General features: G+C 52.5%; 25 protein-coding genes. 8 read left to right on the top strand and 17 right to left on the bottom strand.

The features are described 5' to 3' along the window. Positions 1 to 86: 86 nt before the first annotated feature. The gene (uvrC, locus tag ACFO9Q_RS02300) at positions 87 to 1,994 is read right to left on the bottom strand and encodes an excinuclease ABC subunit UvrC (protein WP_379178257.1); all 1,908 of its coding nucleotides are present in this window, start codon (positions 1,992 to 1,994) and stop codon (positions 87 to 89) included. A gap of 161 nt (positions 1,995 to 2,155) precedes the next feature. On the opposite strand from uvrC, the gene ACFO9Q_RS02295 reads away from it, so the two are divergent. After that, positions 2,156 to 2,302, top strand: coding sequence for a YqzM family protein (locus tag ACFO9Q_RS02295; protein WP_379178255.1), 147 nt, complete (start codon positions 2,156 to 2,158; stop codon positions 2,300 to 2,302). Between the two features lie 94 nt (positions 2,303 to 2,396). Here ACFO9Q_RS02295 and ACFO9Q_RS02290 read toward each other — a convergent pair whose 3' ends face one another. From ACFO9Q_RS02290 to ACFO9Q_RS02260, 7 genes are all read right to left on the bottom strand, one after another. Continuing rightward, the gene (locus ACFO9Q_RS02290; protein ID WP_379178253.1) at positions 2,397 to 2,639 is read right to left on the bottom strand and encodes a YezD family protein; all 243 of its coding nucleotides are present in this window, start codon (positions 2,637 to 2,639) and stop codon (positions 2,397 to 2,399) included. 111 nt (positions 2,640 to 2,750) lie between these two features. Beyond that, a complete protein-coding gene (gene cysW / locus ACFO9Q_RS02285; protein ID WP_379178251.1) occupies positions 2,751 to 3,635 on the bottom strand; it encodes a sulfate ABC transporter permease subunit CysW in 885 nt (294 codons plus the stop codon). Between the two features lie 12 nt (positions 3,636 to 3,647). Continuing rightward, positions 3,648 to 4,487 carry a sulfate ABC transporter permease subunit CysT gene (cysT, locus tag ACFO9Q_RS02280; protein ID WP_379178249.1) on the bottom strand — a complete coding sequence of 280 codons (840 nt, stop codon included), beginning with the start codon at positions 4,485 to 4,487 and terminating at the stop codon, positions 3,648 to 3,650. Between the two features lie 34 nt (positions 4,488 to 4,521). Then, positions 4,522 to 5,640, bottom strand: a complete 1,119-nt coding sequence (locus ACFO9Q_RS02275; RefSeq protein WP_379178247.1) for a sulfate ABC transporter substrate-binding protein — start codon at positions 5,638 to 5,640, stop codon at positions 4,522 to 4,524. A 240-nt stretch (positions 5,641 to 5,880) separates the two neighbouring features. Continuing rightward, positions 5,881 to 6,840: a primosomal protein DnaI gene (gene dnaI / locus ACFO9Q_RS02270; protein WP_379178245.1), complete on the bottom strand. Its 960-nt coding sequence runs from the start codon at positions 6,838 to 6,840 to the stop codon at positions 5,881 to 5,883. Between the two features lie 13 nt (positions 6,841 to 6,853). Beyond that, complete coding sequence (locus ACFO9Q_RS02265) at positions 6,854 to 8,380, bottom strand: helicase DnaB (RefSeq protein WP_379178391.1); 1,527 nt, start codon at positions 8,378 to 8,380, stop codon at positions 6,854 to 6,856. A gap of 127 nt (positions 8,381 to 8,507) precedes the next feature. Further along, positions 8,508 to 8,795 (bottom strand): YuiB family protein, encoded by a 288-nt coding sequence (locus ACFO9Q_RS02260; protein ID WP_379178243.1) that lies wholly within the window; start codon positions 8,793 to 8,795, stop codon positions 8,508 to 8,510. Positions 8,796 to 9,000: 205 nt separating this feature from the next. Between ACFO9Q_RS02260 and hemQ the strand changes: the two genes are divergently transcribed. Continuing rightward, on the top strand, positions 9,001 to 9,750 hold the full coding sequence (gene hemQ / locus ACFO9Q_RS02255) for a hydrogen peroxide-dependent heme synthase (RefSeq protein ID WP_379178389.1): 750 nt from the start codon (positions 9,001 to 9,003) through the stop codon (positions 9,748 to 9,750). Positions 9,751 to 9,897: 147 nt separating this feature from the next. Here the strand turns inward: hemQ and ACFO9Q_RS02250 are convergent, their stop codons facing one another. Both ACFO9Q_RS02250 and ACFO9Q_RS02245 read right to left on the bottom strand, forming a co-directional pair. Further along, positions 9,898 to 10,170 carry a hypothetical protein gene (locus ACFO9Q_RS02250; protein ID WP_379178241.1) on the bottom strand — a complete coding sequence of 91 codons (273 nt, stop codon included), beginning with the start codon at positions 10,168 to 10,170 and terminating at the stop codon, positions 9,898 to 9,900. After that, positions 10,170 to 11,363 carry an NAD(P)/FAD-dependent oxidoreductase gene (locus ACFO9Q_RS02245; protein WP_379178239.1) on the bottom strand — a complete coding sequence of 398 codons (1,194 nt, stop codon included), beginning with the start codon at positions 11,361 to 11,363 and terminating at the stop codon, positions 10,170 to 10,172. Before ACFO9Q_RS02245 ends, ACFO9Q_RS02250 begins: the two co-directional genes overlap by 1 nt. A gap of 346 nt (positions 11,364 to 11,709) precedes the next feature. On the opposite strand from ACFO9Q_RS02245, the gene ACFO9Q_RS02240 reads away from it, so the two are divergent. Further along, on the top strand, positions 11,710 to 12,711 hold the full coding sequence (locus ACFO9Q_RS02240) for an NAD(P)/FAD-dependent oxidoreductase (RefSeq protein ID WP_379178237.1): 1,002 nt from the start codon (positions 11,710 to 11,712) through the stop codon (positions 12,709 to 12,711). 367 nt (positions 12,712 to 13,078) lie between these two features. Here the strand turns inward: ACFO9Q_RS02240 and ACFO9Q_RS02235 are convergent, their stop codons facing one another. The 3 genes from ACFO9Q_RS02235 to ACFO9Q_RS02225 form a co-directional block, all read right to left on the bottom strand. Continuing rightward, complete coding sequence (locus tag ACFO9Q_RS02235) at positions 13,079 to 13,222, bottom strand: sporulation histidine kinase inhibitor Sda (protein WP_379178387.1); 144 nt, start codon at positions 13,220 to 13,222, stop codon at positions 13,079 to 13,081. 339 nt (positions 13,223 to 13,561) lie between these two features. Then, complete coding sequence (locus tag ACFO9Q_RS02230; protein ID WP_379178235.1) at positions 13,562 to 14,233, bottom strand: YheC/YheD family protein; 672 nt, start codon at positions 14,231 to 14,233, stop codon at positions 13,562 to 13,564. 155 nt (positions 14,234 to 14,388) lie between these two features. After that, positions 14,389 to 16,539, bottom strand: a complete 2,151-nt coding sequence (locus ACFO9Q_RS02225) for a DNA topoisomerase III (protein ID WP_379178233.1) — start codon at positions 16,537 to 16,539, stop codon at positions 14,389 to 14,391. Positions 16,540 to 16,771: 232 nt separating this feature from the next. On the opposite strand from ACFO9Q_RS02225, the gene ACFO9Q_RS02220 reads away from it, so the two are divergent. From ACFO9Q_RS02220 to ACFO9Q_RS02210, 3 genes are read left to right on the top strand one after another with little or no spacing between them, the layout of a single operon-like run. Continuing rightward, positions 16,772 to 17,545 carry an ABC transporter permease gene (locus ACFO9Q_RS02220; protein WP_379178231.1) on the top strand — a complete coding sequence of 258 codons (774 nt, stop codon included), beginning with the start codon at positions 16,772 to 16,774 and terminating at the stop codon, positions 17,543 to 17,545. After that, on the top strand, positions 17,542 to 18,333 hold the full coding sequence (locus ACFO9Q_RS02215) for an ABC transporter permease (RefSeq protein WP_379178229.1): 792 nt from the start codon (positions 17,542 to 17,544) through the stop codon (positions 18,331 to 18,333). The genes ACFO9Q_RS02220 and ACFO9Q_RS02215 overlap by 4 nt, the downstream gene beginning before the upstream one ends. Positions 18,334 to 18,381: 48 nt before the next feature. After that, on the top strand, positions 18,382 to 19,374 hold the full coding sequence (locus ACFO9Q_RS02210; protein ID WP_379178227.1) for an ABC transporter ATP-binding protein: 993 nt from the start codon (positions 18,382 to 18,384) through the stop codon (positions 19,372 to 19,374). A gap of 453 nt (positions 19,375 to 19,827) precedes the next feature. On the opposite strand, the gene ACFO9Q_RS02205 is transcribed toward ACFO9Q_RS02210, so the two are convergent. After that, positions 19,828 to 20,742, bottom strand: a complete 915-nt coding sequence (locus tag ACFO9Q_RS02205) for a hypothetical protein (protein WP_379178225.1) — start codon at positions 20,740 to 20,742, stop codon at positions 19,828 to 19,830. Between the two features lie 139 nt (positions 20,743 to 20,881). Then, positions 20,882 to 22,345 (bottom strand): potassium/proton antiporter, encoded by a 1,464-nt coding sequence (locus ACFO9Q_RS02200; RefSeq protein ID WP_379178223.1) that lies wholly within the window; start codon positions 22,343 to 22,345, stop codon positions 20,882 to 20,884. A 123-nt stretch (positions 22,346 to 22,468) separates the two neighbouring features. Here ACFO9Q_RS02200 and ACFO9Q_RS02195 point away from each other — a divergent pair, with 123 nt between their 5' ends. Then, positions 22,469 to 23,620, top strand: a complete 1,152-nt coding sequence (locus tag ACFO9Q_RS02195; RefSeq protein WP_379178221.1) for a metallophosphoesterase — start codon at positions 22,469 to 22,471, stop codon at positions 23,618 to 23,620. A gap of 2 nt (positions 23,621 to 23,622) precedes the next feature. Here ACFO9Q_RS02195 and ACFO9Q_RS02190 read toward each other — a convergent pair whose 3' ends face one another. Continuing rightward, positions 23,623 to 24,363, bottom strand: coding sequence for a lipase family protein (locus ACFO9Q_RS02190; RefSeq protein WP_379178219.1), 741 nt, complete (start codon positions 24,361 to 24,363; stop codon positions 23,623 to 23,625). A 168-nt stretch (positions 24,364 to 24,531) separates the two neighbouring features. Here ACFO9Q_RS02190 and ACFO9Q_RS02185 point away from each other — a divergent pair, with 168 nt between their 5' ends. Continuing rightward, entirely contained in the window at positions 24,532 to 25,362 is an 831-nt protein-coding gene (locus ACFO9Q_RS02185; protein WP_379178217.1) for a glycerophosphodiester phosphodiesterase, read from the top strand. Positions 25,363 to 25,434: 72 nt separating this feature from the next. Here the strand turns inward: ACFO9Q_RS02185 and ACFO9Q_RS02180 are convergent, their stop codons facing one another. Further along, positions 25,435 to 26,277: an MBL fold metallo-hydrolase gene (locus tag ACFO9Q_RS02180; RefSeq protein WP_379178215.1), complete on the bottom strand. Its 843-nt coding sequence runs from the start codon at positions 26,275 to 26,277 to the stop codon at positions 25,435 to 25,437. Position 26,278 lies beyond the last annotated feature (1 nt).

Here is a 26,278-nt window from a genome sequence, read left to right as displayed (position 1 = left end):
CTCTCTTATTCATTTCACAAAAAGCTCTGTTTCGGGTGGAATGACCCCGAATCAGAGCTTTTTGGTATGCCATACGAGAGACCTGCCTATGACTGTTCTCTAAGCGACTGCAGAATCTGTTCAGCCAGCTTCTCTCCGATCGACAGCGGCTTGAAGTCCTGGGCCGATGCTTCACGAATCTTCTTCAGCGAGCCGAAGTGCTTCAGCAGCGCCTTGCGCCGCTTCTCGCCGATGCCCGGGATGGAGTCGAGCTGGGAAGCGACCATCGACTTGCCCCTCTGCTCGCGGTGGAACGTAATCGCGAACCGGTGAACCTCATCCTGAATGCGCTGCAGCAGATAGAACTCCTGGCTGTCGCGCGGCAGAGGCACGACCTCTGGCGGGTCACCCTGCATGAGCTGGGCCGTCTTATGCTTCGCGTCCTTCACGATGCCGCACACCGGAACCGACAGACCGAGCTCATTCTCAAGGATATCAATGGCTGCCGACAGCTGACCCTTGCCTCCGTCTACGACGATTAGATCGGGCAGCGGCAGCCCTTCCTTCAGCACCCGTTCATAGCGCCGCCGAATCACCTCACGCATCGTATTGTAATCATCAGGTCCATAGACCGTCTTAATATTATACTTGCGATATTCCTTCCGATCCGGCTTGCCGTCCGTGAAGACGACCATGGCCGAGACAGGATTCGTTCCTTGTATATTCGAGTTGTCGAACGCCTCGATGCGGCGCACCTCAGGCAGACCGAGCAGGGCGGCAAGTCCATCTGCGGCCTTCACGCTTCGCTCTTCATCCCGTTCGATCAGCCGGAACTTCTCCTCCAGCATCATCTTCGCGTTGTCCGTCGCCATCGTCACGACCTCGCTCTTGCGCCCGCGCTGCGGCATGAGCACCTTCACCTTCAGCCACTTGTTAAGCGTCGTCATGACATCATCTGCCCTCGTAGACCCCTGTCCTGCCTCCTCAGGCTGCCCAGACTCCAGTCCTTCAACCTCCTGGATACCTTCCTCCTGCTCAGGCGGCAGCGGCAGCAGAATCTGCTTCGGCAACGCTGGATTGTCGCTGTAATACTGGGTTACGAACGTCATGAAGTCATCGTATTTTTCACCATAATAAGGGAAGGACGTACCATGGCGCTCAATGAGCTTGCCCTGGCGCATATACAGAATCTGAACACACATCCAGCCCTTATCAACGGCATAGCCGAAGATATCGCGGTCCAAGCTGTCCGACATCGTAATCTTCTGCTTCTCCATAACCGCGTCAATCGCCACGATCTGATCTCGGTATTCCTTCGCCCGCTCGAACTCGAGCTGCTCAGCAGCGCCTTCCATCTTGCGCTGCAGCTCCGCCTTCACAGCATCATGCCCGCCGTTCAGGAACTTGGCGATCTCACTAATCATCGCTTCATACGTCTGATTCTCAATCTCGTACACGCAAGGGGCAATGCATTGCCCGATATGATAATACAAGCACACCTTATCCGGCAGTGTCTTGCACTTGCGCAGCGGGTAGAGCCGATCGAGCAGCTTCTTCGTCTCCTGCGCAGCATAGGCATTCGGATAAGGGCCGAAGTACTTCGCCTTGTCCTTAATGATGCGGCGAGTGACCTCGAGCTTAGGATGCTTCTCGTTCGTTATCTTAATATAGGGGAAGGACTTGTCGTCCTTCAGCAGTACATTGTAACGCGGATGATATTGCTTAATGAGATTGCATTCAAGGATAAGAGCTTCCATATTGCTGCTCGTTATTATATAGTCGAAGTCACGAATCTCTGAGACAAGACGCTGTGTCTTGCCGTTATGACTGCCATTGAAGTAAGACCTGACACGATTCTTCAGCACCTTCGCCTTGCCTACGTATATGATCGTACCTTCGCTGTTCTTCATCAGGTAACAGCCGGACTGATCCGGCAGCAGCGCAAGCTTATGCCGAATGCCTTCCATTGCGGCGATTCGCTCCTGCTCCTTGATCAGGTTATTGTGAACGTCCATCTATACTTCCCTCCAGCCTTCACGGACATATCCTCTATCGTAACATTTTATCACAGGAAGCGGCGCATTTGCCTCATAATTGTCACGTGCTAATGCTTTACAATTGTTCGGGAAGTTGGGTATACTAAGTGAAGCATTCGCTCTATAGGAGGACGTCAACGATGGAGAATGTAAGAGACCCTCGCGAACATTTGAACGAGGAACCGCGCGATGACTTGATGGACGTTGTGTTTGGCTTTGGCGGCATGCTGGGCCTCATGACTCTAATCTTTGCCGTTGCTGTCATTGTGAAGTTCTTGATTGACTAATGACTGGCGATTTGTATCCTGGGTAAACTAAGAAAGCTCCATTCGAATGTCATTCGAATGGAGCTTTTTTATAATTGTAATGGTTCTCATGCTGCTATTGTACCGCTCGAAGCGACTCCGCCTGAGCATGTGCGGTCTCACGGGGCTTCGACTGCCCCTGTCCATCATGCTGGGACTGCTTGTGGGAGGGACTATCGTAGCGTGTTCTCTCCGTCCGATCGATCTGCACAATTCGTCCATCATGAACCGTAATATTCACCGATCCATATTGCAGCCCATTCACCTGTTCCACGATACGATCCAGCCACTGCTGATCTACTTCCAACGGTTTTGCCATACTTAATCCCTCCATAGTCGACCGATTTAATCGGATTTATAGTGATGAAATGCCGCCTTCCCTGCGCCATGTAGAGGCCATATAGAGAAGACGGATTTCTTCCTGCCTAGATTAGGTAACTGGATTCTGTGACTGTCCTCTGGATGATTGCCATTCAATTAGGCTCTTCGCAATGAGAGTAATAACTGCCAGCATAACGAGCAACGAAGCTACCGCGAATGAAGCGGAGAACTGGTACTCATTGTACAGAATCTCAATGTGAAGGGGCAGCGTATTCGTCTCACCTCGGATGTGGCCGGATACGACCGATACGGCACCGAATTCCCCCATAGCACGGGCATTACATAGAATAATACCGTATAGCAGCCCCCACTTAATGTTGGGGAGGGTCACTCTCCAGAAGATCTGCCAGCCCTTCGCTCCGAGACTGGCTGCTGCCTCTTCCTCCTGCACCCCTTGTGCTTGCATGAGCGGAATGAGCTCACGCGCGACGAAGGGCACGGTGACGAATACAGTCGCCAGTACCATGCCTGGCAAGGCGAAGATGATCTGAATGCCCCGGTCATCAAGCCATGGTCCAAGGAAGCCTTGTGCTCCGAACAGCAGCACGTAGATCAATCCTGAGATAACAGGCGACACCGCGAATGGAAGATCGATTAGCGTGATGAGCACGTTTTTGCCTTGGAAGCGGAACTTCGCAATGGCCCATGCCGCTGCAACTCCGAACAGCGTATTAAGCGGAACAGCAACGAGAGCTACCGACAAGGTTAGCTTCAGAGCGGATAAGGCATCCGGTTCTGTAATGGCTGCACGGTATACCTCGAATCCCTTCTTCAGCGCTTCGGAGAATACAGAGATCAGAGGCAAGGCCACGACCAAGCTTAAGAACAATAGAGCAATGGTAATTAGGATGAAGCGAACCGGTCCAGATTCATTAATATGCTTCGGCCGCCTCGAAGTCTCTTCGGACAAGTGCGCCGTAATAGCTCCAGCCATATCTGGGTCCCCCTAATCCGCAATGGTACGGCGATTAATCCGCCATTGCATGAAGTTAATAAGCAGCAGCAGGAGGAAGGAGACCACCAGCATGACGACTGCAATAGCGGTAGCACCTGCATAATCATACTGTTCAAGCTTCGTCATGATGAGCAGCGGCGTTATCTCCGTCTTCATCGGCATGTTGCCGGAGATGAAGACCACAGAGCCATACTCGCCGATTCCTCGAGCGAAGGCTAGAGCGAAGCCCGTTAACATGGCCGGCATCAGCTCAGGCAGGACAACCTTCCAGAAGGTGCGCAGCCGATAAGCACCGAGCATGACCGCTGCTTCCTCGGTCTCCTTGTCCATATCCTGCAGCACGGGCTGCACGGTGCGAACGACGAAGGGCAGACCGATGAAGATGAGCGCTATCGTAATGCCAATCGGCGAGTATGCCACCTTAATGCCAAGCGGCTCCAGCAGCTTACCCATCCAGCCGTTAGGCGCATAGATTGCCGTTAAGGCGATTCCGGCAACAGCTGTCGGCAAGGCGAATGGAAGATCCACGAGACTGTCGATCAGCTTCTTCCCCGGGAATCGATAGCGAACGAGTACCCATGCTACGAGCAGGCCGAATAGGAGATTAACGAAGGCAGCAGCGAATGCCGTTAGGAAGCTCACCCGGTAAGAGGCGAGCACCCTAGGATTCGTAACGGTGTTCCAGAAGTCTTCCCAGCCCATCCCTGCCGTCTTGAAGAAGACACTGGCAAGAGGAATGAGCACTAACAAGCTAAGATAGACAATTGTGAAGCCCATGGACAATCCGAACCCGGGCAATACATTTTTCGACTTAGACTTGGAACCTTTCATGTGAAGTCAGCTCCAATCAGATGGGTTCTCCGTATTATTTCGCACCTGGCGTATAGATCTTGTCGAACACTCCGCCGTCGGCAAAGTGCTTGCCTTGCGCTTCCTTCCAGCCGCCGAAGTCCTTGTCAATCGACAGCAGCTCAAGCGCCTTGAACTGATCCTTGAATTCAGCAGCTACCGTCTCATTGATTGGTCGGTAGTAATTCTTAGCAGCAATACGCTGTCCTTCCTCGGTGTACAGGTATTCAAGGTAAGCTGTTGCCGCTTCGCGAGTGCCCTTCTCATCTACATTCTTGTCTACAACCGCTACTGGCGGCTCCGCCAGTATGCTGAGGCTTGGGTATACAATCTCGAACTTATCCTTGCCTAGCTCGTTAATGGACAGGAACGCTTCATTCTCCCATGCCAGCAGGACGTCGCCAATCCCGCGCTCTACGAAGGTTGTTGTAGAGCCGCGTGCGCCGGAGTCAAGGACAGGTACATTCTTGAACAACGCCTTCACGAACTCTTGCGCCTTCGCTTCGTCGTTCGCATTCTGCTTCAGAGCATAGCCCCAAGCAGCCAGATAGTTCCAACGAGCTCCACCTGATGTCTTCGGGTTAGGCGTGATGACTTCTACACCCTTATTGATCAGATCATTCCAATCCTTAATTCCCTTCGGGTTCCCCTTGCGAACGAGGAATACGATCGTGGACGTATAAGGCGAGCTGTTGTGCTCGAACTTGGACTGCCAATCCGTATTCAGAATGCCCTTCTCTGCAATGGCATCAATATCATAGCCTAGCGCCAAGGTTACGACGTCGGCCTTAAGCCCGTCAATAACGGCACGGCTCTGCTTGCCTGATCCGCCATGGGATTGCTTGAACGTCACTTCCTGCCCTGACTTCTCCAGCCAATACTTCGCGAATGCGGTATTGTATTCCTCATAGAGCTCTCGAGTCGGATCATAGGACACGTTCGTTAATTCAACTGGAGGCTTAGGCTCAGCTGTAGGAGCAACTGATGCTTCAGGAGAGGCTGTTGCTGCCGCTCCGCCGTTTTTGTTCGCGTTGTTTGTATTGCTAGCGTTATTGCTGTTCGAACCGCAAGCAGCTAGCACCAAGGATAGAATAAGTACGAATAAGACCACGGACCCTGTTTTTTGTTTTTTCACAGTCGATACACCCCTTTAGTGAGTTGACAGATGAATAACATTCGTTCTCCGGTTGGTCCGGTAGATTAATGATAATTCCTACCTGTTTAGTTGGTTATGTGAGAATTCTACCAGCGGCTGGTCTTACCTGTCAATACATTTTTTATGAAAAAATAATCAATCCCATTAGATTTGCTTATAGCTGACATCCTTCTATACGACAAAAGCCGCCACCGGATATACCCGATGGCGGCTCTGCTATTATGACTTACGATGACGCTTATTCTCCCCCGTCACCATAACAACTTCGACATAGTGGCGAATGCGGTCCATTAACCGCTCACCCTTATGCTGATCGTCGCCGTCCTTGCTGGTGAAGCTGAAGTGACGCTCTAACGCATCAAGATTATAATTAGACGTATAGAAGGTGGGCTTGCGCTTCATTCGGTAATTAAGAATGGAACCGAGCACATGATCTCTAACCCACGGATTCGTATTCTCCGCTCCAATATCGTCGAAGATGAGCAGATCGGTATTCTGCATCATCTGTATCGTCTCTCTCAGCTTGCCTGGCTCATGCATCATCGTCTTCAAGTCTTCCACGAATTCAGGCATGTATACGATAACCCCCGAATAGCCTGCCTTCGCAAGCTCATGCAGCATGTAGCACATGAGGAAGGTCTTGCCTGTTCCGAATCGGCCTTCAAGGTAGAGCCCCTCCACCTGTAAGCCCGACTCTCTTGTTCGATCGATATAGCTGAGCACCTGCCCAACTGCCTTCATCCTCGCGGGGTCATTCGTCAGAATCTCACTTGGATCATAGCCCTGCTCCAGCGCCCTCTCGTCAACGTAGAAGCTCTTCACCCGGCTGCGCACTTGATCCTCGTTCTGCTTCGCAATGAACTTCTTGCAGGACACCTTGCGGTCATAGAGCTGAGCCTGCTCTCCGACCACCTCACAAGACAGGAGCGTATAATGACCTGTATAGTCATTCGGGCATCGTTCAAGCCCAGGACAATTCACACAGTTCCGATACTCGGTTACATATTGGTAGACGCGGTTCAGATTGAGACGAACGCCCTGCTCATTCAGTTCCGGATACTTCACTTGCAGCTTCACGACGAGCGGGTCATTCATCAGCTCCGCCATCTTCTGCTCGGCTTGTCCGACAATGGACTTGCCTGTGGGCCATGACTTCAACAATTCGCCCAGCGATTCCATCTATGCTCACCCCCTATGATTTGCCTCCCAGCTTCCTGGCCAGTCTCTGAAGCTCCTGAAGCTCATCGGCTGACACAGTACCTCCTGATAGCGCGTGGTCTACAATCGGTATAGCGGGCTTGCGAGAGCTGCCGCCTCTATTGCCCGGTCGTCTCGCTCCTGCTGACATGCCGTAGCTAGGCTCTTCCTTGCGACGTTCCTTATCCAGCTCCACCTGCTGCTGCTCCCGAACATACTGAACTGCCTTCTCGAAGGAGTCGACCCCCTTCACGAGCATATTGGACGCGACTGAATCCAGGAATGACTTCGTTACCCTCTGAGCATCGTTCATTCCGATTACATAATGAATGAGGACATTAATGGCAGGAGCAGGCAAGCGGTAGTTCAGATCCATCCGCTCACATGCCCGCTCTATCCAATCCGGCACTGCGCCCGGGAAGAATCGCTGCAGGAAGCGTGTATGCGGCTCGTTACGCATCAGCATATTGTACTGCTGTATATCACAGCGGCCGTTGAGCTGATTAGGAACACTGAGATAATCCTTCTCTAGCACTTCGTACTCAATCATCGACTCTTCCGAATCAGAGTCAGTTGCAGCAGCTGCCGTTGAGGCAGCTTGCGCTCTTCCGAGCGTACGCTGCCGGTCTCCCTCACGCTTCTTATCTTGACGATACATCTGGTTAGCCCGCAGCTGAAGCTCATCCACCATCAGCTCTCCATCTGTAGCGAAGATGCCGTCCTCGTCTAGCAGCCGGCAGATATCTGCCACGGTTAGATCGTACTTATAAGCAACATAATTAATCTGTCCCAGCTGCTCAGCATGTCCCCTGAGCTGCTCTACATAACGTCGATTGTCTGAATTGCGCGGGAAGCGCAGAATAATCTCTCCATAAGGAATGCCAGCGGTCTCGAGTGCAGCTCTTGGCGCTGCCTGCCTCGAAGGCGCAACCTCAGTAAGCGCCTGCTCCATCTCCAGATCGACCGACTGCACGTTCAGCTTGAACAGCTCATAGAACGGAACGGATATATTCTGCTTCGTTAGATTCACCTGTGCGGCCAGCTCATCAGGCTCCTTCACCCCGAAGGACTCTCGCAGCGAGATGACCGCATACTTGCCAATCTTATCTCTAAGGAGCATGGCCAGATGCTGGTTCCGGAAAAACTCACCCGCAGACAGCGGCTCTGTCAGCTCGTATTCGTATATGACGTCATCCTGGCCCTCTAATCCAAGCCGAGAGGTCTGCAACAGCCCAACCGCCTCCAGACGTGAAGCCTGCTCAACCAGGTACTTGCGGTCACGCTCATTCATATCAAGACCTAGTCCCAGCAGCAGCTTACGCTGAGACTCTAGCAGAGAATACCCGGACTTTCCTTCCGCCACCCCGTGATACAGCTGCTGATACAGTCCAATAGCAAAAGCCCCCACCATCGGCTGATAGATAAGGGTGAGCATTCTTTGCTCGGTGCTGCTCAGCGAGAAGTCACGAAATATGTAGTAGCGGTGATGTTCTGTAAAGTGCATCATATTGCTGATGCGCATCGCATCTACCCCATCCATGTTCATACTTTCTATCATTTTAACACAAAAGCCTGCTTAGGAGGGTCGCTCAAAAAATAGAAAAAATCCTCCGGACGGGAGGATTCTGCTGCAGCCTTGCTTCTCTTCTCTAGAACATCTTATAGCCGCCGCGGCGAAGCGCCTGGATGGCCCAACCGCTCACATAAGCACCGATCAGCGCACCGATAACCGGAATGGAATCCACAATGGTGAAGGCTCCAAAGTTGTCAGCGAAGCTCTCCGAATGATCCCATGTGCCCCAGATCCACAGCGGGATGAGGACGATGAAGAAGGCATAGATCGGGAACCAGGTTGTTTTCAATAGCATATTCAGAATGAAGCCGATGCCGAACATCATGACTAAGAACAGCACCGTCGCAATAATTAGTTGAAGCATGGTGACAACCCCCTATAAGCTACTCGATGTTAAGTTTAAATAATGGCTGATAGGAAGTCAATTCCACCGCGGCAATTGTCACAAGTCCGCCATTTGCTCTTGCCCGAACGATTACGATACAATGTTAACAGCCATAGCGATGCCAGTTCGTGGAATGTTCGTCATCCCGCTGGATATCGCTCAGGAAGGGAGACTTACATCAATTATGAGTGAAGCAGCACAGACATTAGAAGGCTGGTATGCTCTGCATGAATTCCGCAGCATGAACTGGACCAAGTGGAAGCAAGCGACTGTGCAGGAGCGTGAGACCGCAACGCAGGAGCTGGTAGACTTGCTAGGTATATGGGCAGGAGCTGAGGAGAGCAAGCTGGGGAGTACGGCCGTCTATACCATCATCGGGCAGAAGGCGGACTTCACCTTCATGCATCTGCGGGAGACGCTGGAGGATCTGAATGCTCTTGAGACAGCCTTCAACAAGACAACCTTCGCCGACTATACGATTCCAACCTACTCTTACGTGAGCGTAGTGGAACTTAGCAACTATATGGGGCAGCCAGGGACGGACCCTCTTCAGAATCCTGAAGTTGTTGCCAGGCTGAAGCCAGCCCTTCCTCGTATGAATCATATCTGCTTCTATCCGATGAACAAGCGCCGTGAGGGTGCAGACAACTGGTACATGCTCGGCATGGATGAGCGCCGCACGATGATGCGCAGCCACGGGATGATCGGCCGTTCCTATGCAGGCAAGGTGCGTCAGATCATTACCGGCTCTGTCGGCTTCGACAACTGGGAATGGGGCGTCACCCTGTTCGCCGATGATCCGCTTCAATTCAAGAAGCTCGTCTACGAGATGAGATTCGATGAGGTCAGCGCCCGTTACGGCGACTTCGGAGACTTCTACGTCGGCAACCGTCTGGATGCGGACAAGTTCAAGTCCTTGCTCTCGGTTGAATAGACCCATTGGTTGATAATAATCAGGCTCTCGCCCCCCGCTGTCAGCGGAGGTTGCGTGAGCCTTTTTTTTCACATGGCAACAAAAAAATCCGCCTCCAAACAATCGGAGACGGATTCCCTTGATTAACATATATATAATCATAGCCTTCTAGTCTTCATCATCAAGCTCAGCCAGCTCATCGAGCATAGCAAGCTTCTTCGCTTCAAGGTAGTCCTGCGTGTCGCGATCGCGCTGCCGGCCCTTGTCCTTAAGCCGCTCTATTGCGGGCTGAATGAGGAGGTCAACTTCCTTCTGCACCGTGTAAGCCAGGTCATAACGGTTCTGCGATTCAAGGAATGAACCCACTTCCATTAACGCGTTGTAACGATCGAGCTCATCTCTCGTCAGCAAGCCGCGCACCTGTACGCTGCAGTGGCGCATTACAGGAACTTGCCCTTACGAAGAACGAGCGGAATGCCGCCGATAATGAACAGGTAACGAAGGTCAATCAGCTTCTTCAGCCAAGCCGCCACACGGCCCTTGTACTTCTTGCCGAAGGCAATGCCAACCGCTTCGCCCTTGCCAAGGGATGCAACTGTACCCTTGTTGCTGAATACGAACGTCTTCAGCGGCTGATTGCGAATAGCGGCAACCAGGTTATGCGCACATACGACACCCTGCTGCATAGCAATCTGAGCAGTAGGAGGGTATGGACGGCCCTCTGGATTAAACATCAAGGAGTTGTCGCCAAGGATGTAGATGTTCTCGTGGCCAGGCGCACGCAGGAACTCATCAATCTTGACACGGCCGCGCATCGTCTCGAAGCCAGCTTCGTCAATCAGACGATTGCCGCGGATACCGCCAGTCCAGATTACCGTAGCGGACTTGATCTCTTCGCCTTCACCGACGATAACGCCCTCCGGTGTACATTCCTTAATAGCCGTACCAATCTTGAAGGTAACGCCCTTCTTCGTCAGCACGTTCATCGCATACTCTACAAGCTCAGGATCGAAGCCTGGCAGAGCAGTTGGAGCAGCTTCTACATTATAGATCTTAACGAGGCTAGGATCCACGTCGAACGTTCTGCACAGTTCAGGAATACGATCTGACAATTCACCCAGGAATTCAATACCAGTGAAGCCAGCGCCTCCAACAACGAAGGTCAGGTAATCCGTACGATGCGGCTCGCGCTTGAAGCGTGCGAACTGGTAATCGATGTGCTCACGGATCAAGCGAACGGAGTTAATGCTCCGGATATTCATCGCATACTCGCCGAGGCCAGGAATACCGAACGTCTCAGGCTCGCCGCCAAGACCGATAACCAGGTAGTCATAAGACAGGGTGCCATCTTCCAGAATGACCTTCTTGTCTTGCGGGCGAATCTGTACGACTGTAGACTTCACGAAGTCAATCTTGAATTCATCAATCAGCTTGGAGATGCTGACGCGAGCGTTCTCAGGGTTGTCAGTACCCGCTGCCGGCATGTGAAGATGAGTCGTAATGTAATGATAGTCATGCTTGTTCACGAGGGTAACGTCGGCCTCGTTGTAGTTCAGTTCCTTCTGGAGACGCAGTGCGGTCAGTACGCCGCCGTATCCAGCGCCCAAGATGACAATCTTCGGTATGTTGCTCATCGTATGATCCCTTCCATTCCTGTTCTATATTTATTTACTTTGTGAAAAATTACACAAACCTAACTAAACGAGAATGATGACCAGTTACAGTCTGTGCAATTTGAATCCTATTTATGAAGAAGAGCTCCCGTTGTTACAGAACTCAAACGTAACACACTTCAGATATGATACAAAGTTTTTACAAATAGATCAAGGGAAAAATATACGAAAAACTTTAGAGAGCTATACAAATTACTTATTTCCCTGTCGCTTCCTGTAGCTTTATAATGAAATCTATAGGTTGAGCCTTTGTAAAATTGTGAAATTGACGATGATCCGCTTTACCCATTTCAGGAGGTGCAGTTTTTTGTCCCAGGAAGCAACGAATTCATCTATTGTTGACATTGCCATTATCGGCGGAGGTCCTGCAGGACTGTTCGCAGCGTTCTACGGCGGGATGCGTCAAGCTTCCGTTAAGCTCATTGAGAGTATGCCCCAGCTAGGCGGGCAGCTTGCTGCTCTCTATCCGGAGAAGTACATCTATGATGTAGCTGGATTTCCTAAGGTTACGGCACAAGAGCTGGTTGATCGCCTGATTGAGCAGCTGAGTCACTTCCAGCAGGAGATCTGCTTGGAGGAGAAAGTGCTGCAAGTCATTAAGAAGGATGAGCGAATGTTCGAGATCGTGACCGACAAGGGATCACACCATGCGAGGGCGGTCATCATCACAGCGGGTGTAGGGGCATTCGAGCCTAGACGGCTGGAGCTTCCGGAAGCGGCGAAGTATGAGAAGAAGAATCTGCATTACTTCGTTGGGGACCTGCAGAGGTTCCAAGGCCAGAAGGTATTGATAAGCGGGGGCGGCGACTCTGCGGTAGATTGGGCGCTCATGCTCGAGCCAATCGCAGAGAGTGTCACGCTCATCCATCGACGTGATAAGTTCCGTGCCCATGAGCACAGCGTAGAGAACTTAATGAATTCAACCGTCCGCGTCCTTACTCCTGTTGAGATTACAGAGCTGAGCGGTGAGGATCAGATCGAGCGAGTCACCTTGACTGATGTCAAGACGAAGGCAACGACCGAGCACGAAGTCGATGCGGTCATCGTCAACTTCGGATTCATCTCCTCCCTGGGGCCGATTGCCGATTGGGGCATCCAGATTCAGAGCGGCTCCATCGTCGTGGATACACGGATGGAGACTAACATTCCCGGCATCTTCGCAGCGGGTGATATTACGACGTATCCAGGCAAGCTGAAGCTGATTGCCGTTGGATTCGGAGAGGCACCTACAGCGATTAACAATGCCAAGGTATATGTAGATCCTGAAGCGAAGCTGTCTCCAGGCCATAGCAGCAATATGAAGAGATAAGGATAGCCTAACGAGGCTATAAGATTGGATGTTAAGGGTATCCTAACGAGGCGGTGCGAACCATGTCTTGAATCGACTTGTCCCTTCGGGCAAGCTGTTCTTGATAAGCCGAAGGAGGATACCCTTATTATGTTATGTCCGGTGTGTAATGGAATGACTCAGCTTGATGCAAGCTGTGCTGTATGTGCCAGCAGAGTGGAGGATCTGGGTAGGATGACCGATCTGTCAGGACCTTACGCTCCCTACGAATCGATTGAGTTCATATTGAGGAACAGCATGTCCGAACTAGGCATGTCTGCCTTCTCGGATTGTCAACATGCGGCATACTGCTCAGCCTGTCAAGCTACGTACGAGGTATCTGTAGAGCCTATGCCGTGATGCGGCTTGCCTCGGGGTTAATCTGCCGCCGCTTCAATTCCTGAATGAGCAGCCGGATGAACTCAGGCTCCAGATTGAACTGAATGGCCGCATGGTAGGTGTCCACGAGCATTTCGTCAGACAGCAACTCCATGGTATACACATCCCTTCTTCCTTAGATTTCCTAGTGCTTCATCATCTTAGCATTGCACCCTAACCCCCAACAAGGTGGCTCCTTATGCACAGCAGGCTGTGCACAGCATGTGTATAGATTGTGGGTATTCGTCGAATGGTGAGGAATACCAATGTGGATGCTGTGGATAGGGTTATGCACAGGCTCATATTACGATTTCTTAATAAAAAACTTTGATGGATCTCTATTAATCTATCAACACATTATATTAGAATCCTCTCTCTCAAGAGGAAGGAATACCAAATACCATTCCTTGAGCTATAATAAAACTGCCCACCACAGTAAGGGTGAGCAGCTACCTCATTGAGGACGTGTATTCACTTCAAAGATCCATATCTTCCCGCTTCGGTCAATTCCATAATCAAACCCAAGCTGTCCGATCCCTGGAAAATGGGACTCTAACAGATGGGTCGACAATACGGTGAGCTCTCTCATCTTCCTCTTCTTCGCCCCAACAAGCGAGGGGGACAGTGAGCGGCTAATCCCTTGAGCTGCCGTCATAATCGTTCCCCCGCGACATAGATTCGTAACGAACAGCCCTGGCTTCGCAAGACGTCCGACCATAGCCCGGTACACCCAGCCAGTATCCGTCTTCACGTACTTCACTCTATAGTCTATCGGCCTGCCTCCAATGGTTGCCAGATAGATCCCCTTCTGAATCAAGTACTTCCTCCCAGACCTCTGCTGATTAAGAGAGGCGAACAGCCCCTCGAAGCTAGCGAATCTCTTCGTCTGCGAGTAATAGGTGTAAGCGTAACCGGTACTCTCCTTGGTAACCTTGATGACCCCGTGTCCACCAGCGCCCTTCACCGGCTTCACGACGACCATCCGATGAAGACCGAGCATACTCTTCAGATTCGCAGAAGTGAATATCCTTGTAGGCGGGATATGAGGCGCTATACTGGGATGTGAGAGCAGCACCTCTGTCTTCGCCCACTTGCTAGCCAACTGCCTTCCCTGACCTTCAACCATATCATTCAGACTCCTCTCAGGCACCTTCTGCTATAGCATATGACTGGGAGACAGCTCTCTCTTGGATGGATGCCGCTGGCTAGTAGCCTGAATGTAGTAGGTTGGGAGAGTATTCTTAATATGAGTAATAGATTAATGGGAAGATCAGGCGGCTATTATTCCTTATCTTGCCTCTGCATAGCCGCCTTCAAGGCATCGCCAAGTGAACTGGACAACGACACCCCCTCCGAGAACTTCTCAATCAGCTGCTTCTGCTCCCGCTTGTTGACACGTCCCCCTGCCTTGTCGCCAAGCATCTCGATGACATTGCAAGGACGGCACTGGGCATACTTGCCCGCCTTGCCCGTATGGATCTCCATCTTCTTGCGGCATACCTGACAACGCTTGTTCGACAGCTGCGGCTCAGCCGACCGGCGATAACTGCATTCACGATCCGAGCAGACATAGGACTTGCCTCGCTTGCCATTCACTTCAAGCAGCGGCTTGCTGCATTCCGGACAGCGTGAGCTCGTCACATTATGAGGCTTGTACTCCTTCGTCACCATGCGCACCTCGCTCACCCAGCGGCTGGCTTGCTCGCGAATGCCTGCCATGAACTTCGCCGCATCACCCTTGCCCTTGGCAATGCGCTCCAGCTCCTGTTCCCACTCTGCGGTCAGCTCTGGACTGCGCAGCTCCTTGCCTACGAGCTCGATGAGCTGCTTCCCCTTGCCAGTCGGAATTAAGCGATTCTGCGCACGTTCAATCGTCTGAGAATGGAGCAGCTTCTCAATGATATCCGCTCTCGTAGCTGGTGTACCTAAGCTGTGCTTCTCCATCCTAGTGAGCAGGCTGGCTTCCGTATGCCGGCCGGGAGGCTGTGTCCGCAGCTCCTTCACACGGCTCTGCAGTACAGGAATCGACTGACCTTGCGTGAGAGGGGGCAGCAGCTGTTCCGGCTGTCGCCCCTCTGCATCACGGTCACTCTCCTCGTCACTATCTTCCAATGCCGCTGTCCCGCCGCTGTACAGCTCTCTCCACCCGAGCTCCTTCTGAACTCTGCCCTTCGTATAGAAGCTGTCCACGCCGATGGACAGGACTACACTTGTCTCCTCATAAAGATAGGCTGAGTAGAACAGAGCGAGGAAGCGCCGTACGATGAGATCATACAATCTCCGCTCATCATGGCTTAGAGCTGACAGATTCACGTACTGCTCAGTCGGTATAATCGCATGATGGTCGCTGACCTTGCTGTCATCGACCACCCTCTTCGTCACAGGAAGCGGTCCTCTAAGCAGCTTGCGTGCTAGTGCTGCATAAGGTCCCACGGCAACACTCTCGATACGGCCCTTCAGCGTAGATACCATGTCGGTGGATAAGTACCTGGAATCCGTTCTCGGATAAGTGACCAGCTTGTGCTGCTCATACAGCTTCTGCAGCACGTTGGATGTCTGCTTCGCCGAGAAGCCCAGCCGCTTATTCGCATCGCGCTGCAGCTCCGTCAGATCATAGGCCTGGGGATGAGGCTCCGACTTCTCCACCGTCTTCAGCCTGCTGACGGTTGCGGCCTTGCCACGTATCCGCTGTGCTGCGCTCTGAGCCTTGTCATGCTCCCACAGTCTGCCGTCATGCCCCTCTCCTTCCCGCCATCGTGCGCTGAAGCCGCTGAACTCAGCGGTCACCGTCCAGTAAGGAGCAGACTCGAAGGCTGCAATCTCACGTTCGCGGTCCATGAGCATGGCAAGCGTAGGAGTCTGCACCCGTCCAGCAGCAAGCTGGGCATTATACTTGCAGGTAAGCGCACGCGTCATGTTCAGGCCGATTAGCCAATCCGCCTCCGCGCGGCAGACTGCTGACGCATATAGATTGTCATACTCCTTGCCCGGTCGAAGCGACTCGAATCCGTCCTTAATCGCCTTGTCCGTCTGCGAAGAGATCCACAGCCGCTTGAACGGCTTGCGCCAATGGACAAGCTCCATAATCCAGCGAGCGACGAGCTCTCCTTCACGGCCGGCATCCGTTGCGATAATTAGCTCATGAATGTCCTGCCGCTTGCACAGTCTCGCCACTTCCTTGAATTGCTGTGACGTCTCCTTCATCACCTTCAGATTCATACGGTCCGGAATCATCGGAAGATCCTCCAGATTCCACGTCCGATACTTGACATCATAATCTTCAGGCTCGGCAAGCGTAACCAGATGCCCCAGCGCCCAGGTGACGACATAACTCGGTCCTTCTATATAACTCTTATGCTTCTGGCTGCAGCCAAGCACGCGGGCAATCTCCCTTGCTACACTTGGCTTCTCTGCTAGAACTAGCGATTTCATCTATCGTTCGCGCTCCTTCACGTTAGCTGACTCAATTTTAATATTATCCAAGCTGAGGGAACCGTTGTCAAAAAAATAAACCAAGCAACCCTCCCGTCTTCATCACCTAACGATAAAAAAACGTTTGCATTTCTCTGGGCTGATTTGATATGATGTTTCTCCTGCTCTCTTCGTATTTCACATCTGTCACCCCTTTTTCCAACTATTCCAAATGACAAAAGTGGAGGTGCTCATGTTATTCCTGCAACTAGCGGGCAAAAGCTACGCCCGCAACCTTCAGTTCCGCGGGGCGCATATGATTAACAACATCGCCAGCGCTCTGTTCGGCTTCATCTACGTGTCCATCTGGACCGGGATTGGAGAGAATCATTCTCTTGGCGCATATGGGAGCGCGATGGTTAGTTATATTGCTTTTAACCAGTGCTGCCTGTGGGTCGTCTCCTTCCTGAACAATGGCCTCGGCATCGAGCAGTCGGTTCGGACGGGGCAGATCGCCCTGGATCTCATGCGTCCGGTTCACTTGTTCTATCACCTCATGAGCAAGGAATGGGGACAGATTGCGTATCAATTCGTGTATAAGTTCCTCCCCATCTATGTCCTGTACATCTTCATTATGCCGCTGCAGCTGCCCACTTCGTTCATGACTTACTGCTGGACCGCCTTATCCCTGCTCTCCGCCGCTTACATCTCCATCTGCCTGAACTACCTCATCGGTGCCGCCGCGCTGTGGACGACCGAATCCCGCTGGCTCTACTGGGTCAACTATGCCTTCAGCATGCTGCTGTCCGGATTCCTCATCCCTGTCGAATGGCTGCCTGGACCGCTTAGGAGCTTAAGCTCGTACACCTTCTATCCCTACTTGCATTATGTACCGACTCGAATCTATCTTGGGATGGAGCAGCCTTCGGCTATAATTGGCGCGGTGCTCTGGTGCTGCGGGCTGACGACAGCTTGCCTCCTGCTCACTAGGACGATGCGTGTACGAGTGGAGGTGCAGGGCGGATGAATGGACTTCGTATGTATGGCCTACTCGTTCGCGCCTCCTTTCGAAGCAGAATGCAATATAAGTTCAACTTCTGGTTCTCCACCTTAATGGCCGCTCTGATTAATGCGCTGGAGTTCATCATGCTTGCCGCTATTCTATGGAAGTTCGGATCACTCAAGGGGTGGTCGCTGGCGGAAGCCGGATATCTGTACGCGCTGCTGACCTTATCCAAGGCGCTCTATCGCACATTGGCCTCTGATGTGCATCATCTGGAGAAGTATCTGCTAAGCGGGGATCTGGATTCCCTGCTCGTTCGTCCAGTGCCTGTATTGATGACGCTTATGACGCAGAACTTCTCGGTAAGAATCGGGGAATTCGTGCAGGGCACCGCCATCCTTGCCTATTGTATTCGAGTGTTGATCGACAGCGGGCAGGTCGAATGGACGGTTGTTCCTCTTAGTCTGTTCGTTATTCTATCGGGTGCTCTGCTCCTCTTCGCCATCGGTCTATTGACGGCTGCTCTTGGCTTCTGGTTCACGAGAATCGAGCAGCTGCAGAACATTACAGAGGATGCAGCCCGCACGGCTGCGGGATATCCGCTTACGATCTATCCGCGGTGGCTGCAGGGTGTGCTCATCGGCATCATTCCGGTGGCGTTCGCGAATTATATGCCTTCGTTGTACATACTTAGGCACGAGACGGGGCCTTGGATGCTCGGGCTCTCTGCAGCAGTCGGCGGAGCTGTCATGGGCATTGCCCTCCTCGTATGGCGGCTTGGTCTTACCCGTTACCAGAGTACCGGAAGTTGATGAGTAGTAGAGGATTACTGAAGAAGTTGAGAGATGGAGGGTTACACAATGATCAGAGTTACCCAGCTGCATAAGCAGTTCCGCTCACCTGTTCCGAAGGAAGGGGCGTTCAAGGGTCTAAGGGGGTTATTCTCCCGGGAGGTCAGAGTGAAGGAGGCCGTTCGAGACGTGAGCTTCACGATTCAACCTGGTGAATTCGTCGGCTATATCGGACCTAATGGAGCTGGCAAGTCCACCACGATTAAGATGCTCGCCGGCATCCTTCACCCCACCTCTGGTGAAGTCAGCATAGGAGGCCTGAACCCTCATCGCAGCAGGCGCCAGGTGGCTCGGAAGCTGGGGGTGCTGTTCGGTCAACGCACCCAGCTGTGGTGGGACTTGCCGGTCAAGGACTCCTACGAGATTCTCGCAGCGATGTACGGCATTCCGCAAGAGCGAGCGAAGACAAGGCTTGCCATGCTTAGAGAGCTGCTTCAGCTAGGTGAGTTCTATGAGACGCCCGTGAGGAAGCTGTCGCTTGGGCAGCGGATGAGAGCAGATCTTGCAGCAGCACTGCTGCATGACCCTGACATCCTGTTCCTCGATGAGCCGACGATCGGGCTTGATCTCATTGCTAAGCGTAATATTCGCTCGTTCCTTCGGGAGATTAATACAGAGCTGGGCAAGACGATTCTCCTCACCACTCATGACATGGATGATATTGAACAGCTCTGCTCCCGAGTGATGGTCATTAACAACGGCGAGCTTGGCTTCGACGGCTCGATTAGCGAGCTTCGCAAGCGGATCGGCTTGCCATCCGTGCTTCAGGTCAAGTATCGCAAGGACAGTCTGCCTGATGAGGATGGGATACTTCACATACAGAACTCAACGGACTCCGCCTTACGCTGCGCAAGAAGCGACGGCGATGCTTATACCTTCGAATGCGATCGGGAGCGGCTAAGTGCGATGGAAGCGCTCCGTATGCTCGAGAGTCTAGGAGCAATCGTGGACGTTCATATGGAGGAGCCACACTTCGAAGACATTATTCATCGGGTGTATTAGTTGGATAGATTGGGAGATGGGGAGATGGGGAGATTGTTAGCTTTGCCTGAAAGACCGCGAACCGCTGACCGCTGCTCGGTGTGGTCCAGATTGTAGTTCAGACCTCACCAAGGGCTTAGTTCGCTCTCAGCGGGTGGCACTTTGCGGAATAGAGGTACTTTTTACCTCTATTTCGCTCTCAGAGCGGCTTTTTGATGAATTAGAGGTATTTTTTACCTCTATTTTGCTCTCGGAGTGACTCTCTCCTGAATTAGAGGTACTTTTTACCTCTATTCTGCTCTCGGAGTGACTCTCTCCTGAATTAGAGGTACTTTTTACCTCTATTCCACTCTCAGGGTCGCTCTCTCCTGAATTAGAGGTACTTTTCCCCTCAATTTCCCCGCCAACGAACGCTCTCACCTGCACCTTGCGCCATAATTTTCCAATAAAACTCCAACTACAGCCCGCCCTGTCTTAGTTCACCTTGGCAACGCCATAAGCATGCAATATTCGCAGATTGTGGAGTGTGAGCACACCCTTCCAGTCTTCCTTAGCCCGGGACCAAGCCTCGTCGTGCATCCCCCAGCTCCATATCGGCTGCCAAGCGCCATCCTCCCCTTGCTCCTGCAAGACATGCTTAAGGTTCGCTTCAATACTGCTCCTCAACCGAGCATGGTAGATGGAGTCGGGACGAGGTGCAGCCTGCAGCGGAAGCAGTCCGTAATCTTGCCATTGAGACGGATCTCTCAGCACACATCGTTCAACCATCTCATCGATGGCCGGCTTCACTTCCTCCAGCACGTCCGAAGGCACTCGCTCCGCGAACCTCAGCGCACATAGCAGCTCATGCATATCACTCCTGCTGGACTTCACTAGCAAGTACTCCACTGTATCTCTCATCACGCGTGACAGGACAGCCGTCGGCACGAGCTTCTCATACTCGTGGAAGAAGCCCGCAATCTCTATAGCCGGATTCCCCCAGCCGAAGTGACCTGAATTGTACTGCCACCACGGAGCATGAGGAGCGGATTCTACTGCCGCAGGTACAATCTCCCAGCCGTCAGGCAGCTTCCTGTCATACTCGGCAAGCAGGTAACGTATGGCACCTTGCACCAGCTCGGAGGAGTCGTCCATCCCAAGCTTGGACAGGTGTTGGAGAGCAACCGTGGTCGTAATGACAGTGGAATCCGCACACTGAATATCCGGCTCAAGTCCATGCCCGAAGCCGCCATCCTCATTCTGATACGCTGCAAGCGCAGAGAGAGCCTGAGCAGCGGTGCCGCCTTCGAATTCCCATGCGTACAGTGCACCTTCCAGCACTCTAGCATTCCGCTTCATATACGTTGCCGCGCGCGAATGCGCTTCCTCGCTCATCCTCACAATAGCCATAATGAACCTCCTCTATATTCAGTCCTCCCCTCCTCATTCGCCGTGAAGCAAGACTTCTCCTTCCGCAGACCTCCTCTCACGCCCATATCCACTCACTCCGATATTCATTCACTCCGATATTCATTCACTCAATATTCACTTATCCCGCCTCCACTCGCTCCTTGTCTCGGCCCATCACCATCTTCAGCTGATCGCGGTATATATCCGGTGTCAGCACATACAGCGTATCGCCGCCTTCCAATCTCGTGGAACCCCTCGGCGCAATGATCTCTTGCCCTCTGACTACCGCAATGATGAGACACTCCTCCGGCAGGGCAAGGTCTGCCATCGTCCTGCCAGCTCCTCCGCTGCCTGCCTCTACACGAACCTCCATCACCCTCTGCCCCGTTCGTCCTCTGGAGATCAGCTCGATCCGGTGCGGAATAATCTCCTTGTCCCCCTCCGACAAGCCCAGCTTGGTCATCAGCGGATTAATGGTGGAGCCTTGGATAAGTGCAGAGCTTAGTACAACGAAGAACACCACGTGGAAAAGCAGCTGACCATTCTCCAGTCCCGCCAGCAAAGGATAAGTAGCCAGTACAATAGGTACGGCACCGCGGAGCCCTGCCCAAGCAATGACGACCTTCTCCTTAAGCGAGAATCTCGTGAGTAACAGGGATACGGCCACGGATACCGGCCTCGCTAGCAGCATAAGAACGAACGACAGTACGATGCCCTGCCAAGTGAATTGGAACAGTTCCTTGGGTGTCACAAGCAGTCCGAGCACGATGAACATGAGAATCTGCATCATCCATGCGAAGCCGGAGTTGAACCGGACGATCGGCTGGCGGCAAGTAAGCTGCGAATTGCCCAGCTTCATTGCCAGCACATAGACGGCGAGCAGACCGCTGCCGTGCAGCAGGGCTGTTCCGCTGTATACAAGCACCGCGAACCCGATTGCAAGTACGGGATACAAGCCGGATGACTCCAGGTGGATCCGGTTCATCAGCCATATCGCGGCCATTCCCACGAGCAAGCCTGCTGCAAGCCCAATGCCCATCTCCAGCACGAACCCCATGCCGAGCTTCAGATAGTTCGTATCCGGCTTCTCGATTAACTCGATTAGAGTAATGGTCAGGAACACCGCCATCGGGTCATTCGTACCCGATTCAGCTTCGAGCGTTGAGGTGATCCTCCGCTTGATATTTTTAGAACCGAGCACAGCGAATACGGCGGCTGCATCCGTCGAGCCCACGATTGCACCGAACAGCATCGCCTCCAGCCAATCCACTTGCAGGATGAGCTTAGCTGCGCCTCCGACGATGACCGTCGTGAGGAGGACGCCGATTGTCGCGAGAGACAGGGAGGGAGCTAGTACCTTGCGAACGTCGAACCACTTCGTCTGCATCCCGCCGTCGAATAGAATAACAATCAAGGCAAATATACCGAACAGCTGAGTGAGTGCGACATTCTCATACCCGATGAAGGGCTTAAGCAGCATGCCGACACCTACATAGAACACTAGGGAAGGCATACCAAGCTTCGCTGAGAATTTCGTCATCACGACACCGGTTATGAGCAGCATCGCGAGAATGAATACAAGAGTATCCGTTGTAAAAATCATGTCCTCCCACCCTTCTTATCTATGTATACCCTTAGATAGCGTTCGTTCAACCGCTAGGATCAGGTAATTTTACCCGGGAGGAGGGGGTGTGCTATAGTAATCTCACTTGGAGGGAGAGAGAGTATGAGACCGCGTATGATTGCTGGACTTGCTGTAATTCTAACCATCTATTCACTCATTGTATGGTATATCGGCTGGAACGGCTGGGTGTATGCCCGAACGCTGTTCGGCTGGAGCCACCTTCCCGTCTATACGAGCCTTGTCATTGTGATCGGCCTGTCTTATATCCTGGGGAGAATCGGTCAGAATAAGCCTATCGTCCGTCCTGCAGCACAGCTGCTTAAGCTGATAGGGTCTTACTGGTTCGCCGTTATCCAATATTCGGTGCTCGTGCTGCCGGCTGCCGATCTCGCAGCCTGGATGCTCAAGCTTGCAGGTGCTCCTAAGAGTATGTATATCGGGCTGATAGGCACCATTGTGCTTGCTCTGCTGAGCGCCCTGTTGATTAGAGGGTCATGGAATGCATGGAATCCAATCGTGCGGACTTATCGTGTGACGATACCGAAGGGTGCCGGGGAGCCCAAGTCTCTGCGGATCGGCGCTGCATCCGATCTTCATCTTGGCACGATCGTCGGCAATCGCCACCTGCGGAAGCTCGTCTCGGAGATGGAGAGGATGCAGCCTGACCTCATCCTGCTTCCCGGGGACGTCATTGACGATGACATTCGCCCCTTCATCCATCGTCGGATGGGCGAGGTCATCGGTGAGCTGAAGGCTCCGCTCGGTGTCTATGCCGTGCTTGGCAATCATGAATATATCGGAGGTCATATTGCGGAGTATACGGCCGAGATGGATGCGGCTGGGATTAGAGTGCTGCAGGATGAGCATGTACTCATTGATGACAGCTTCTACCTGATTGGCCGCAAGGACCGTGCAGCTCAGGGCTTCCGCGCTGGAGGGAGATTGTCTATCGCTGAGCTGCTGGAGGAGGTTCCGCACAAGGAGCTTCCACTAGTCATGATGGATCATCAGCCTTCTGATCTAACCGCAGCAGCTAATCTCGGCATTGATCTAACGCTGTCCGGGCATACGCACCGCGGGCAGATGATGCCGAACCATCTGATTACTAGGCGTATCTTCGAAGTGGATTGGGGTTATCTTCGCAAGGGTAATCTTCATGCCATCGTATCGTCTGGCTTCGGAACGTGGGGTCCGCCTATCCGAATCGGCAGCCGATCTGAGATCGTAGAGATTATTGTAGACTTCACCGGCTAAGGCTAGCGCCAGCGAAGGCCCATATAGTCCTTCACCCCTGGCCAGAACGCGCCAAGTGTGCGATCGAGATTCGAACTCTCATCCCTATGAATATAAGGAGGTCTGCTTCGGAAGTAATCAGCATGGCCTCCGATTAGCGGCACGACCAGTCTATCCTGAGGCGCATGCTTCAGCTGATTCCACGTCCATAGGCCTCCCCTTCCTCGAACAGGTCCCCCCCAGCTGCCGAGTCTTGTAATCGGATCCTTGCGCTTACCGGTGTTGTCGGCTGCCGCAAGATGGGTGACCGCTGCTTGCAGCTCGGGGCTTATTCTCACTCGAGGGGAACCAATCTGAATGATTCGGCAGTCTGGGGCAGCCCCCGCATCAAGCAGCTTAGCTGCGGCTAGATAGGCTGCAACTCCTCCCCCGCTATGTCCGATGAGCAGCAGCCCGCCTCCACGATACGAAGATTGAATGGCATGTACGACGGCTTCTGCTCTAGGACCATGCACCCCAGATCGGAATGAGAAGTCCCCGTACACCTCAGGTACCTGCCTCCACACTCTCCGCGTATGATCTCCGTATGGATCCATTCTATAGATAGCGGCATCCCATCCTTCCTCACGGCATCTTGCAAGCAGCGCCTGCTCCAGACTGAGGAAGAAGCCCGGCATCGTCGCTACGCCAGACAGCAGGTAGATATCAAGGATACGGCCTGACCCTTCGGAACCGCGGTTAGCACTCTCTGCGGTCGTTCTCATCTAATCTCCTAGTCCTCCTAACTTAATATACATGGATGAAAAAGGTAATAATGACAATGTCCTTGTAAAACTAACAAGAACATTAGATTACCCGCATCTTCCGTTGACAAATCTCCCCTATAGTCTTACAGGAAAGCATCCTACATTCTTGAGGAGGAATCATCAACAATGAAGCGAATGGGAAAAACAGCTATCGTACTTATGCTTGCCGCAGGTCTTATGGCTGGGCAAGCAGCAGGAGTCAGTGCTGCGACGGAGAAGGAAGATAAGGTCATTACAGTCGCTCACCGCGGGGCATCTGGTTACGCTCCAGAGAACACGATGGCTGCTTTTGAACAGTCTGTGGCTATGAAGGCCGACTTCCTTGAACTAGACGTACAGCTGAGCAAGGATGGCAGACTGGTTATCATTCATGACACGACCGTTGATCGCACGACTGACGGCACGGGTACTGTACGCTCTCTCACTTACGAAGAGCTGAGCCAGCTCGATGCCGGAAGCTTCTTCTCCCCCGCCTTCCAAGGCGAGAAGATCCCTACCCTTGAACAAGTGCTCGATGAGTATCGCGGCAAGATCGGAATTCTCATTGAGATTAAGGCTTCCTACCTCTATCCCGGTATTGAACAGAAGGTAGCCGACGCCTTAAGTGATCGTAATCTAGATAAGCCTAACAACGGCAAAGTCATCATTCAATCCTTCGAGACCGCTTCTGTTGAGAAGTTCCACAAGCTGCTTCCCGATATTCCGGTCGGCATTCTCACCTCAAGCGCCAATCAGTTGACCGACGAAGCACTGGCACAGTTCAGCACTTATGCCGATTACATTAATCCTAACCTTGCTTACATTAGTGAGGATCTTGTCAATAGAGTCCATGCTCTTGATATGGGAATCATGGCTTGGACGGTACGCAATGCGGTCTATGTCCAGCCTCTCCTGGATGCGGGAGTCGACGGCATTATTACCGACTATCCTGATTATGTGCCTCGCCACAGAGGATAAAAATGACTCGCAGCAGCTTAGAGCCTGCGGAAGATGCTGTACATCTTCCGCAGGCTCTCTATTGTGCAGCTGCTACTTCATATAGATGAATCGCTCACCTGGTGTGAACATATGGAACCGCTGCTCAGGGTAATGGCTGTACAGATAGTCAACGAAGTAGGCGGGATTCTCATCATTATGCGGGAATAGGCCGAAGTGCATCGGAATTAGCAGATCCGCTCCGATGGCCGCACCTATGTCGACCGCCTCCCGATAATTGGTATTCCCTGCAATACCCGACCCTCGGCGGACATAATCCCTTCCATTAATCGGAAGCATTGCAATGTCGGCCTGCTTCACTTGGAGCCAAGCGACCAGCTCCGGGAAGCCGATCGTATCACCGGAATGATACAGCCTGATGTCTCCAAGGCTAAGCACATAACCAAGATAGAGATGCTCCCCTTCTTCATTCTGTTCCAGCTGCTCATGCATCGCCGCATGGGCTTCAAGGGAGAGGTCTCCGCTTAACTCTACTATCTCCAGATGAGATATTCCAATAAGCTGCTCCTCACGAATGCCCCAGCTGCGAATTAAGGAGAGATGAGCTCTTGGCACAATGAACTTCGTCTGCTCATGACGGCTGAGCGCCTGCAAGGTCTGCTTATCCATATGATCCTCATGATGATGGCTAATGATGACATAATCAATCTCTTCGCAATCCTCGGGCGCTAACGGAGACACGAATCTGCGCGACCATGGCTCTCCCGCCAGCTCGAACACCCAGTTCGTCAGATAGGGATCGAACAATATCTTCGTCTCCCCGTACTTCACCAAGAAGCCTTCTTGACCGAGCGCCCATAGCGCAAGAGCATGATCCGGCAGCCTGGTCTCACGAATCTGCTGCATGAGCGCAGGTCCGCTGTTGTAGGTTCGCATC

It is taken from the genome of Paenibacillus sp. GCM10023252 (assembly GCF_042653305.1).
Taxonomy (GTDB): domain Bacteria; phylum Bacillota; class Bacilli; order Paenibacillales; family Paenibacillaceae; genus Pristimantibacillus.
This window is presented reverse-complemented; position numbering and strand designations above follow the sequence as displayed.

Bases quoted from the DNA above. Each gene is read 5' to 3' on its own strand.
- ACFO9Q_RS02235 (WP_379178387.1), bottom strand. From the start codon at position 13,222: ATGGAGTTGCTGTCTGACGAAATGCTCGTGGACACCTACCATGCGGCC.
- ACFO9Q_RS02265 (WP_379178391.1), bottom strand. From the start codon at position 8,380: ATGCGCATCAGCAATATGATGCACTTTACAGAACATCACCGCTACTAC.
- ACFO9Q_RS02260 (WP_379178243.1), bottom strand. From the start codon at position 8,795: ATGCTTCAACTAATTATTGCGACGGTGCTGTTCTTAGTCATGATGTTC.
- ACFO9Q_RS02215 (WP_379178229.1), top strand. From the start codon at position 17,542: ATGAATGGACTTCGTATGTATGGCCTACTCGTTCGCGCCTCCTTTCGA.
- ACFO9Q_RS02195 (WP_379178221.1), top strand. From the start codon at position 22,469: ATGAGACCGCGTATGATTGCTGGACTTGCTGTAATTCTAACCATCTAT.
- ACFO9Q_RS02295 (WP_379178255.1), top strand. From the start codon at position 2,156: ATGGAGAATGTAAGAGACCCTCGCGAACATTTGAACGAGGAACCGCGC.
- hemQ (WP_379178389.1), top strand. From the start codon at position 9,001: ATGAGTGAAGCAGCACAGACATTAGAAGGCTGGTATGCTCTGCATGAA.
- ACFO9Q_RS02205 (WP_379178225.1), bottom strand. From the start codon at position 20,742: ATGGCTATTGTGAGGATGAGCGAGGAAGCGCATTCGCGCGCGGCAACG.
- ACFO9Q_RS02290 (WP_379178253.1), bottom strand. From the start codon at position 2,639: ATGGCAAAACCGTTGGAAGTAGATCAGCAGTGGCTGGATCGTATCGTG.
- ACFO9Q_RS02200 (WP_379178223.1), bottom strand. From the start codon at position 22,345: ATGATTTTTACAACGGATACTCTTGTATTCATTCTCGCGATGCTGCTC.
- ACFO9Q_RS02230 (WP_379178235.1), bottom strand. From the start codon at position 14,233: ATGGTTGAAGGTCAGGGAAGGCAGTTGGCTAGCAAGTGGGCGAAGACA.
- ACFO9Q_RS02190 (WP_379178219.1), bottom strand. From the start codon at position 24,363: ATGAGAACGACCGCAGAGAGTGCTAACCGCGGTTCCGAAGGGTCAGGC.
- cysW (WP_379178251.1), bottom strand. From the start codon at position 3,635: ATGGCTGGAGCTATTACGGCGCACTTGTCCGAAGAGACTTCGAGGCGG.
- ACFO9Q_RS02250 (WP_379178241.1), bottom strand. From the start codon at position 10,170: ATGCGCCACTGCAGCGTACAGGTGCGCGGCTTGCTGACGAGAGATGAG.
- ACFO9Q_RS02210 (WP_379178227.1), top strand. From the start codon at position 18,382: ATGATCAGAGTTACCCAGCTGCATAAGCAGTTCCGCTCACCTGTTCCG.
- ACFO9Q_RS02185 (WP_379178217.1), top strand. From the start codon at position 24,532: ATGAAGCGAATGGGAAAAACAGCTATCGTACTTATGCTTGCCGCAGGT.
- dnaI (WP_379178245.1), bottom strand. From the start codon at position 6,840: ATGGAATCGCTGGGCGAATTGTTGAAGTCATGGCCCACAGGCAAGTCC.
- ACFO9Q_RS02225 (WP_379178233.1), bottom strand. From the start codon at position 16,539: ATGAAATCGCTAGTTCTAGCAGAGAAGCCAAGTGTAGCAAGGGAGATT.
- uvrC (WP_379178257.1), bottom strand. From the start codon at position 1,994: ATGGACGTTCACAATAACCTGATCAAGGAGCAGGAGCGAATCGCCGCA.
- ACFO9Q_RS02220 (WP_379178231.1), top strand. From the start codon at position 16,772: ATGTTATTCCTGCAACTAGCGGGCAAAAGCTACGCCCGCAACCTTCAG.
- ACFO9Q_RS02245 (WP_379178239.1), bottom strand. From the start codon at position 11,363: ATGAGCAACATACCGAAGATTGTCATCTTGGGCGCTGGATACGGCGGC.
- cysT (WP_379178249.1), bottom strand. From the start codon at position 4,487: ATGAAAGGTTCCAAGTCTAAGTCGAAAAATGTATTGCCCGGGTTCGGA.
- ACFO9Q_RS02180 (WP_379178215.1), bottom strand. From the start codon at position 26,277: ATGCGAACCTACAACAGCGGACCTGCGCTCATGCAGCAGATTCGTGAG.